The organism is Kineococcus siccus (assembly GCF_009906795.1).
GTDB classification, from domain to species: domain Bacteria; phylum Actinomycetota; class Actinomycetes; order Actinomycetales; family Kineococcaceae; genus Kineococcus; species Kineococcus siccus.
In genome coordinates, this window is record NZ_JAAALN010000007.1 from 38,433 (window position 1) to 47,251 (window position 8,819).

Sequence of the window (8,819 nt, forward strand, 5' to 3'; positions counted from 1 at the left end):
GACCGCCATGACGACCAGCGCGGCCGCGACCACGAGCAGCGGCGCGTCCCAGCCGCCGCTGGCCTCGTGCACCGCGCCCACGACGTAGGGCCCGACGGCCGCGACCGCGTACCCGCCGCCCTGGACCATGGCGGACAGCCGTCGGGCGTCGGCCTCGTCGCGGGCCTGGTGCACCACGGCGATGAAGACGACCACCAGCCCACCGCCCTGCGCGACACCGCCGACGCAGGACCACGCGACCCACCCCTGCGGGTCCAGCAGCAGACCGACCGGCAGGACGAGCCAGGCCGCGCACACCAGCAGCAGCACGGGGACCAGGCGCCCCCACCACGCCGCGAGGGCCGGCACCGCGAACGCCCCGGCGATGGCGAACACCTGGAAGATCGACGCGCTGCGGCCCGCGGCGCTGGCCGAGACGCCGAGCTCGTCGGCGAGCAGGGAGGGCAGCCACGCGGTGACGGCGTAGTAGGAGAACCCCTGCCCCGCGAAGGCCACGAGCAACCACCAGGCCGCCGGGCGCCGCCAGACGCTGCCGCCCGCGGCGCGGGCCACCTCGCGGCGGACGGTCGGTGGGACCAGGTGCAGCCGCCCGCGGGAGGCCGCGATCCAGACGGGTACCGCGAGCAGCACCCAGACCGCCGGCAGCAGCAGCGCTCCCCGCCAGCCGGCCGCGATCGCCAGGGGAGCGGTGACGGCCGTGGCGATGACCGACCCCAGGTTCAGCGAGGCCGTGTAGGCGCCGGTCACGAGCCCCACCGACCCCGCGCGGTCCCGCGAGATGACCACGGGCACCACAATGTTGCCGATCGTGATGGCGACGCCGAGGAGCACCGTGCCGGCGAAGGCCGCCACGAGGCCACCGCTCGAGCGCACGAGCGAGCCCGCGAGCACGCCGACCGCGGCGGTCAGCAGCGCGAGGTCCGGGCCCAGGCGCGCGGTCAGCGCCGACGCGGGTGGCGCGGCGAGCGCGAAGCAGAGGACGGGCACGCTGGTCAGCAGGGCGGTCGTGCCGAGGCCGATCCCGAGGTCCTGCGACAGCTGCTCCACGACGGGGGCGACCGCGACCACGGGGCCCCGCAGGGCCAGCGCGAGGAGCAGGACCCCGAGGACGACGAGGGGGGCGCGCGTGCGCGGCGCGGAGGCGGCCGAGATGCTCATCGCTCGCGACGGTAGTCCCCGCCGGCCCGCCCCGACGGGCGGCGCCGGGGTGCGCGCAGCGGCCGCGGCAGGGGTGTGACACCGCACGGCTGATCGGTGGTAGCGTTCTTCTCAGTCGCAGTTCTCGATGTGCTTCAAACGCCCCCGGGGATCTACACGAGGGCTTCTTTGCTTCCCAACCGGGTCAGCCCCTCGGCGGCTAGCTCCTCACGGAGCGTTTCACCCCAGGAGGCCTCATGGCTCAGGGCACCGTCAAGTGGTTCAACGGCGAGAAGGGCTTCGGCTTCATCGCCCCTTCTGACGGCACGGCAGACGTGTTCGTCCACTTCAGCGAGATCGTCGGCGACGGCTACCGCAGCCTCGACGAGAACGACCGCGTCGAGTACACCGTCACGCAGGGCCAGAAGGGCCCGCAGGCCAGCCAGGTCTCGCGCGTCTGACGCACGGTTCCTCAGCACTGCCCGTCACCGGTCTCCGGTGGCGGGCAGTTCTGCGTCCCGGGCACCACGTCCCGGCACCACGTCCCGCGCGGCTCGTGCTGCGCCGCCGCCCGGGCGTCCGTAGGGTCGGGCAGGTGCTGGAGGACTTCGCCGACGCCTGGCTCCGCGACGCGGACCCGGGCGCGCCGGAGCTGCTCCCGGACTCCCTCGCCCGCGCCTGCGCGTCCGTGCTGGCCGTCGACGGCGCCGGCCTGAGCATCATCAGCCGGCCGTCGCTGCGCCTGCCGATCGGCGCCAGCAGCGCCGCGTCCGCCGCGGCCGAGCGCTGGCAGTTCACGCTGGGGGACGGCCCGTGCTTCCGCGCCCACGACACCCAGTCCGTCGTCGTGGCGCCCGCCTCCGTCTTTGCGACGCAGTGGTCGGTGCTGCAGCAGGAGATGCGGCGCCACGCCGGGTTCCGGTCCGTCGTCTGCCTGCCGCTGGGCCGCAGCTTCGCGGGCTTCGGGGTGCTCGACCTCTACTTCGCGTCGCCGTCGGCGGCCGCGACGTTCGACCCCGCACGGGCGCTGGCCCTGGCCGACGAGGTGTCCGACGTCCTGCTGGCGGCGTCCCCGGTCCCCGAGGGGCCCGGGGAGGACGAGCCGCTCGACGCGACGTCCTGGCTGGACGCCCCGGGTGCGCAGCGCCGCCGGCGCGTGTGGGTCGCGCTGGGGATGCTGAACTTCGAGCTCCGCCTGAGCTCGGCCGACGCGCTCGCGGTCCTGCGCGGCCGGGCCTACGCGCAGGGGCGCTCGCTCGAGGAGCTCGCCGACGACATGATCGAGGGCCGGCTGCGCTCGGAGCAGTTCCTCCCCGACCTCGGTCGCTGAGCGGTCCGCCGGGTCGGGCGAGCGCACGCCCCCGGCCGGACTAGGCTCTCGTGCGCAGCGTGGAGCAACCGGCGCGGAGCAAGTGAGTGCGGGGACCGCAGCGATGGTCCCGCGCCGCCCCAGGAGGTGTTCCCCGTGAACGGGTTCCCGTTCCCCGCCCCCCGCCGTCGTTCGACGGCTCGCCCGCCGCAGCCACCGGCCGCGCCCGCCTCTCGCGGGGGCCGCCACGAGTCCGCGGGAGGGACTCGACCCTGGACGGGGACCCGGTGAGCACCGGTGAGGTCCCGCCCCCGGGCGACAGTCTCGACGACGCGGCGCGGCTGCGCCTCGTCGCGGGCCTGTCGCTGCTCTCGGTCGCGACCCGTCCGGCGGGAGAGGTCGTGCGGCGCGTCGCCCAGCTCGTCGTGGAGGCGCTGCCGGGCGTGGCGGAGGCCTCGGTCAGCGTGGCCCACCGCGGCGTCGTGCGGGCCGTGCAGTTCAGCGGGCACCTGGCGAGCGTGCTCGACGAGCGGCAGCACCCGCGGGGTTTCGTGCCCGCCCCGCCACCCGCACCGCACGTGCTCGTGGTGGACACCGCGGGAGGCGGCGGGCACGCCGAGTTCCGCGCCGCCGCGCGGCGGCACGGGGTGCACCGCACTCTCGTGAGCGCGCTCCCGGCCGCGGGGGACTTCACGGGCACCCTGGTGCTCTACGTCGAGGAGCCGGAACCCGCGGCGGACCCGGACCCCGCTGCCGTGGCGGAGGTCGTGCGCCTCGTGGCGGTGCCCGTCCTGGACGCGGCCGCGTACGCCGAGGCCGTGCGGCGTGCGGAGCAGCTCACCGAGGCGATGCGCTCGCGCGCCGGCATCGAGCAGGCCAAGGGCATCCTCGTGGCGGTCCACGGGTGTTCCCCCGACGAGGCGTTCGTCCGCCTGAGCCGGATGTCGCAGCAGAGCAACCGAAAGCTGCGCGACGTCGCGGAGGACGTCGTCGCGGGGTACGTGCGCGGGGAGGTGACGCAGGCGCCCTGAACCGCGGGACGGACCCGGCCGGGCCCGGACCGCCGGGACGCCGACACGGGGCGCGGACACGGGGCGCGGACACGGGGCGCGGACACGGGGCGTCGACACGGGCGGGGGTCCCGGTGCATGGACGCCCACCTCCGGGGTAGAGCAGCGGCGAGGGCCTCCGGGCCAACGCTGCACTGAGAAGGGACGACCGTGTCGGAACGACAGACCGTCATTCGATCGATGCACGACCTCGGGCTGGCCGCCTGGTTCGGCGGCTCGCTGTTCGGGGCCGTCGGGCTGAACGGCGCGTCGGCGGCCGTGAGCGCGCCGGGTGACCGCACGAAGGTCGCCTCGGTCGGCTGGGCCCGCTGGGCGCCGGTCAACGCCGCGGCGATCGGGGTGCACGCCATCGGCGGCATCGCGCTCATCGCCGGCAACAAGGGCCGGGTAGCGGCTCAGAAGGGCACGCGCGGCAACACGATCGTCAAGGGCGCGCTCACGCTGGTCGCCATGGGGGTCACCGCCTACTCGGGCACGCAGGGCGCCCGGCTGGGCAAGGAGTCGCCGACGCCCGCCGAGAGCGGTGTCGAGCCCAACGCGGCCACGTCCGACGAGGCGGCGTCCGCGCAGAAGCAGCTGAAGCTGCTCCAGTGGTCGATCCCCGTGCTGACCGGCATCCTGCTGGTGCTGGGTGCGCAGCAGGGTGAGCAGCAGAAGCCCTCGGAGCAGAAGAAGGGCTTGCTGACCCCGCTGGGCCTGTGACCACGACGAGGAGTGTCCCTGTGAGTTCTCAACCCGATGACACCGCCGGTTCCGCCGCCAAGGCGGAGGACGGCGAACTGCAGGGCTACGGCAACGACACCGGGTTCGCCGAGGAGGCCGAGGCGGCCGACGAGGACGGGCGGGACGCTGCGGCGCCGTCGGACTGAGGCACGTCAGGAACACCACCGGGACCCCACCGCGCAGTGCGCGCGGTGGGGTCCCGGTGCGTCCGGGTGACGGCAGCACGTGATCGCCGTCACGTGGTCTGCAGATGCCGAAGCGTGCTGGCGCCCGCACGATGGACCAGGGGCCGAGAGGGTCCCGCAGCACCCGAGCACCACCGGAGGGAGTTCCCGTGAGCCAAGTGATCGAGACGATCGACGTGTCCGTTCCCGTCCGCACCGCGTACGACCAGTGGACCCAGTTCGAGTCCTTCCCCGAGTTCATGAACGGCGTCGTGTCGATCACGCAGACCGACGCCACGCACACCCGCTGGACGACGAAGGTCGCGGGCGTCGAGCGCGAGTTCGACGCGGAGATCACGGAGCAGCACCCCGACGAGCGGGTGGCCTGGAAGAGCGTCGACGGCAAGGACCACGCCGGGGTCGTCACCTTCCACCGCCTCGCGGACTCCGAGACCCGGGTCACCGTCCAGCTGGACTGGGAGGCCGAGGGGCTCGTCGAGAAGGTCGGCAGCGCCGTCGGGGCCGACGACCGCCAGATCAAGGCGGACCTCAAGCGCTTCAAGGCGTTCATCGAGTCGCGCGGCACCGAGACCGGTGCCTGGCGCGGCGACGTCGCCGCCGGGAGCTGACCGCTGCGACCCGCACGACTCACCACAGCCCCTGCCGCAGCGCGGCGGGGGCTGTGGTCGTCCTGACCGGGGGCGGGTTCAGGAGCGGGCCGGCGGAGGCCGGTCGGGCCTCAGCGCCTCGACCGCCGCGGCGCGGCGCAGGGTCTCGAGCTCCTCGACCTGGCGCTCCGCCCGGGCCGTGAGCGCCTCCAGCCGACCGCGGTCCAGGCGGTCGTCGTGATCGGCCAGGGCGCGCAGCGCCCGCCACAGGGCGGCCTTCCCCGTGACGCCGAGGACCAGCCCCTCCAGGTCGATGAGCGCGGACAGGGGGGAGCGGTGCCGCAGGCGGCCGTTCGGCTTCAGCCGGCCGACGCGTTCGGCGACGACCGCCAGGACCCGCAACCCGTTGCGCCGCGGGAGGTGCAGCGCCTCGACCAGCGACTCCAGCTCCTGGACGTCCTGGGCCACCTCGTCCGCGAGGCGGCCGAGCACCTCGCCCGCCGGGGTGCCGCGCTCGGCCGCGGCGGCGCTGCGGAACCTCGCGAGCCCGGCCGACGCCCCCGCCAGGTGGTCGTCCAGGTACGTCGCGAGCATGCGCCCGGAGGCCGGCGCCCCCGCGTCACCGGACCGGCGAGCCGCGCTCGTGGTGTCGTTCACGTCGTTCCTCCGCACGTCGGGGACCGTCTGATCGCCGCACTCCGGCCGCCTCACCCTGGCCGGTGAACGTCGCCGGCGCACGTCGTGCGGCCACGGTCTCGCGCCGGGACCCACGCCGGGTTTGCGCCCTGCCGCGCGGGGTACCGCCCCCGCATGAGCCACGACCAGCACACCGGCGCGACCGCAGCACCGCAGGTCACGACGGACACGCCCCTCAAGCGGGCCATCACGGGCAAGCTGCTGTACCTGTTCATCCTCGGCGACGTGCTGGGAGCCGGGATCTACGCCCTCGTCGGGGTGCTGGCCGGCACGGTGGGCGGCGCGGTGTGGCTGCCGCTCCTGCTGGCCCTGCTGCTGGCCCTGCTGACCGCGGCCTCCTACGCGGAACTCGTGACGAAGTACCCGCGGGCGGGAGGTGCCGCGGTGTTCGCGCAGCGGGCCTTCCGCGCCCCGCTGGTCTCCTTCCTCGTGGGGTTCTGCATGCTCGCCGCCGGCGTCACGAGCGTCGCGGGGCTCGCGCTGGCGTTCTCGGGCAGCTACCTCTCCGAACTCGTCGACGTGCCGCCGGTGCCGACGGCGCTCGTGTTCCTCGCCGCCGTCGCCGCCCTGAACGCCCGCGGGATCAAGGACTCGCTGCGCGCCAACGTCGTCATGACGCTCGTCGAGGTGAGCGGGCTCGTGCTGGTCGTCGTCCTCGCCGCGGTCGTGCTCGGTCGCGGGGACGGCGACCCGGGCCGGGCGCTGGAGATCGGTGGCAGCGGCTCCGCGGCCGGGGCCGTGCTCGGCGCGGCCGTCATCGCCTTCTACTCCTTCGTCGGCTTCGAGACCTCTGCGAACGTCGCGGAGGAGTCGGTCGACGTGAGCCGGAACTACCCGCGCGCGCTGTTCGGCGGTCTGCTGACCGCCGGGGTCGTCTACGTCGCCGTGGGTCTCGCCGTCTCGATCGCCGTGCCGACTGACGTCCTGGTGGGTTCCACGGGTCCGCTGCTCGAAGTCGTCACGGTCGCCGACGTCGGCGTCCCCGGGTGGCTGTTCGCGCTCGTCGCCCTGATCGCGGTGGCCAACGGGGCCCTGCTGACCGCCATCATGTGCAGCCGCCTCACCTACGGCATGGCCGCGGAGCGCCTCCTGCCCGCCGTCCTCGCCCGCGTGCTGCCCGGTCGCCGCACGCCGTGGGTGGCGATCGTCGTCACCACGCTCATCTCCATGGTGCTGGTGCTCAGCGGCGACCTGGAGACGCTCGCGGCCACGGTCGTCCTGCTGCTGCTGTTCGTGTTCATCTCGACCAACGTCGCGGTGCTCGTCCTGCGGCGCGATCGCGTCGAGCACCGGCACTTCCGCGCCCCGGCCGTCGTGCCGGTGCTCGGGGTCGTGTCCTGCATCGTGCTCCTGACGCAGCAGGAGGCGCGGGTCTGGCTGTACGGCGGCGCCATGCTGCTGCTGGGCGTCGTGCTGTACGCGCTGGCCCGGTTCTCCGTGCGCCGGCAGGGGACGCCCGCTCGGCGCTGACGCGCGGGTCCGGTGGTTCGACGTTCACCGTTTCGGCCCGCCGCGGCGGGGTACCGAGCCGGGTGGGACGACTCCGTCACCCCGTCCGACCGACGACACGTGACCCGGGACGGGTCGCGGAAGGAGCAGACGTGTTCTTCCACAAGCAGGAGCTGCAGCACCAGGCCAAGCCCGACGCTCCCGACGCGGTGTACGCCCGCAAGCTGCAGGAGGTGCTCGGCGGCCAGTACGGCGAGATCACGGTCGCCATGCAGTACGGGTTCCAGGCCTGGAACACCCACATCCCGGGCAAGTACCGCGACCTCCTGTACGGCATCGCGACCGAGGAGTTCGGGCACGTCGAGATGCTGGCGATCATGATCGCCCAGCTGCTGGAGAAGGCGCCCATCGGTGCCACCGACGACGCGGTGCAGGCCGACCCGGCGATCGCCGCGGTCATCGGCGGCATGGACGTCCAGCACGCCATCGTGGCCGGTGCGGGTGCCCGCGCGGTCGACTCCAACGGCAACCCCTGGCAGGGCAGCTACATCACCGCCAGCGGGAACCTCCTGGCCGACTTCACGGCCAACGCCAACGCCGAGCTGCAGGGCCGCCTCCAGGTCGCGCGGCTGTGGCACATGACGAGCGACAAGGGCGTGCGCGACATGCTGTCGTTCCTCATCGAGCGCGACACGATGCACCAGCGGCAGTGGACCGCCGCCGCGGCCGAGCTGCAGGCCGAGGGGATCGAGCTCATGCCCGTCCCGCACAAGTTCCCGCGGGACAAGCGGTACACCGACACCGCGACCCAGTACATCAACTTCTCCGACGGCGCCTCGGCGGCGGAGGGCTCGTGGGCCAAGGGGCCGACGCCGGACGGCGAGGGCGAGTTCACCTACCTGCCCGAGCCCAACCCCGGGGTGCCGATGCCCGCTCCCACCACGCCGGACCCCCGCCTCTACGGGACCGACGCGAAGTCCAACCGGGTCGAGAAGGTCAGCGCCACCATCAAGGACGCCCTGCACAAGGGCTGAGCCCGACCCCACGGCGGCGGAACCCGGCACCGGGTCCCGCCGCCGTCGCACGTCCCGCCCGCGCGGTTGCCGAGTCACGCACGGTGCCTAGGCTGGGACCGAGGTCCAGCAGTCGAGCCTCTCCCGCGCCGGGTCCGCCGGCACGTCCTCCCGGAGAACCCCGTGTCCTCGACCACCCGTTCCGCGTCCACCGTCCGCCGCTCTCCCGTGCAGCTGTCCTCCCTCGTCGTCGGCCTGATGTTCGTCCTGGTCGGCATCGCCGGTTTCGTCCCGGGCGTCACGACCGGCATGGGCGACATGGCCGGTGCCGGTCACACGTCGGGGGCCCACCTCCTCGGCGTGTTCCAGGTGTCGGTCCTCCACAACGTCCTGCACCTCCTGCTGGGCGTCGTCGGCGTGGTCGCGGCCCGCAGTTCAGCGGCCGCGCGGGCGTTCCTGCTCGTGGGCGGGATCGCCTACGCCGGGCTGTGGATCTACGGGCTGCTGGTCGACCAGGCCTCGTCCGCGAACTTCGTGCCGCTGAACACCGCCGACAACTGGCTGCACCTCGTGCTCGCGGTCGGCATGGTCGCGCTGGCCCTGATCATGCCCCGCCGCACCTCGACGGACACCGCCGCCCACCGCTGACG

General features: G+C 74.1%; 11 protein-coding genes. 9 read left to right on the forward strand and 2 right to left on the reverse strand.

Features of this window, described 5'->3' with window-relative positions; translation table 11 throughout:
* Positions 1-1,158 (reverse strand): MFS transporter (locus GTR02_RS02300; protein WP_166605869.1); only part of this gene is annotated, 1,158 nt, incomplete at its 3' end.
* A 236-nt stretch (positions 1,159-1,394) separates the two neighbouring features.
* Between GTR02_RS02300 and GTR02_RS02305 the strand changes: the two genes are divergently transcribed.
* From GTR02_RS02305 to GTR02_RS02330, 6 genes are all read left to right on the forward strand, one after another.
* A complete protein-coding gene (locus GTR02_RS02305; RefSeq protein WP_166605857.1) occupies positions 1,395-1,598 on the forward strand; it encodes a cold-shock protein in 204 nt (67 codons plus the stop codon).
* 134 nt (positions 1,599-1,732) lie between these two features.
* Entirely contained in the window at positions 1,733-2,467 is a 735-nt protein-coding gene (locus GTR02_RS02310) for an ANTAR domain-containing protein (protein WP_166605858.1), read from the forward strand.
* A gap of 266 nt (positions 2,468-2,733) precedes the next feature.
* The gene (locus GTR02_RS24130; RefSeq protein WP_166605859.1) at positions 2,734-3,477 is read left to right on the forward strand and encodes an ANTAR domain-containing protein; all 744 of its coding nucleotides are present in this window, start codon (positions 2,734-2,736) and stop codon (positions 3,475-3,477) included.
* A gap of 219 nt (positions 3,478-3,696) precedes the next feature.
* Entirely contained in the window at positions 3,697-4,218 is a 522-nt protein-coding gene (locus GTR02_RS02320) for a hypothetical protein (protein WP_205708478.1), read from the forward strand.
* A gap of 20 nt (positions 4,219-4,238) precedes the next feature.
* Positions 4,239-4,385: a hypothetical protein gene (locus GTR02_RS02325; RefSeq protein ID WP_166605861.1), complete on the forward strand. Its 147-nt coding sequence runs from the start codon at positions 4,239-4,241 to the stop codon at positions 4,383-4,385.
* A gap of 188 nt (positions 4,386-4,573) precedes the next feature.
* The gene (locus GTR02_RS02330) at positions 4,574-5,032 is read left to right on the forward strand and encodes an SRPBCC family protein (protein WP_338073522.1); all 459 of its coding nucleotides are present in this window, start codon (positions 4,574-4,576) and stop codon (positions 5,030-5,032) included.
* Positions 5,033-5,110: 78 nt separating this feature from the next.
* Here GTR02_RS02330 and GTR02_RS02335 read toward each other — a convergent pair whose 3' ends face one another.
* Positions 5,111-5,668, reverse strand: a complete 558-nt coding sequence (locus tag GTR02_RS02335; RefSeq protein WP_205708479.1) for a hypothetical protein — start codon at positions 5,666-5,668, stop codon at positions 5,111-5,113.
* Positions 5,669-5,821: 153 nt separating this feature from the next.
* Here GTR02_RS02335 and GTR02_RS02340 point away from each other — a divergent pair, with 153 nt between their 5' ends.
* The 3 genes from GTR02_RS02340 (at position 5,822) to GTR02_RS02350 (ending at position 8,817) form a co-directional block, all read left to right on the forward strand.
* Complete coding sequence (locus GTR02_RS02340) at positions 5,822-7,177, forward strand: APC family permease (protein WP_166605862.1); 1,356 nt, start codon at positions 5,822-5,824, stop codon at positions 7,175-7,177.
* Between the two features lie 131 nt (positions 7,178-7,308).
* Positions 7,309-8,190 carry a manganese catalase gene (locus GTR02_RS02345; protein WP_166605863.1) on the forward strand — a complete coding sequence of 294 codons (882 nt, stop codon included), beginning with the start codon at positions 7,309-7,311 and terminating at the stop codon, positions 8,188-8,190.
* 162 nt (positions 8,191-8,352) lie between these two features.
* Positions 8,353-8,817, forward strand: a complete 465-nt coding sequence (locus GTR02_RS02350; RefSeq protein ID WP_338073523.1) for a DUF4383 domain-containing protein — start codon at positions 8,353-8,355, stop codon at positions 8,815-8,817.
* Positions 8,818-8,819 lie beyond the last annotated feature (2 nt).

Bases quoted from the DNA above. Each gene is read 5' to 3' on its own strand.
- GTR02_RS02305 (WP_166605857.1), top strand. From the start codon at position 1,395: ATGGCTCAGGGCACCGTCAAGTGGTTCAACGGCGAGAAGGGCTTCGGC.
- GTR02_RS02320 (WP_205708478.1), top strand. From the start codon at position 3,697: ATGCACGACCTCGGGCTGGCCGCCTGGTTCGGCGGCTCGCTGTTCGGG.
- GTR02_RS02340 (WP_166605862.1), top strand. From the start codon at position 5,822: ATGAGCCACGACCAGCACACCGGCGCGACCGCAGCACCGCAGGTCACG.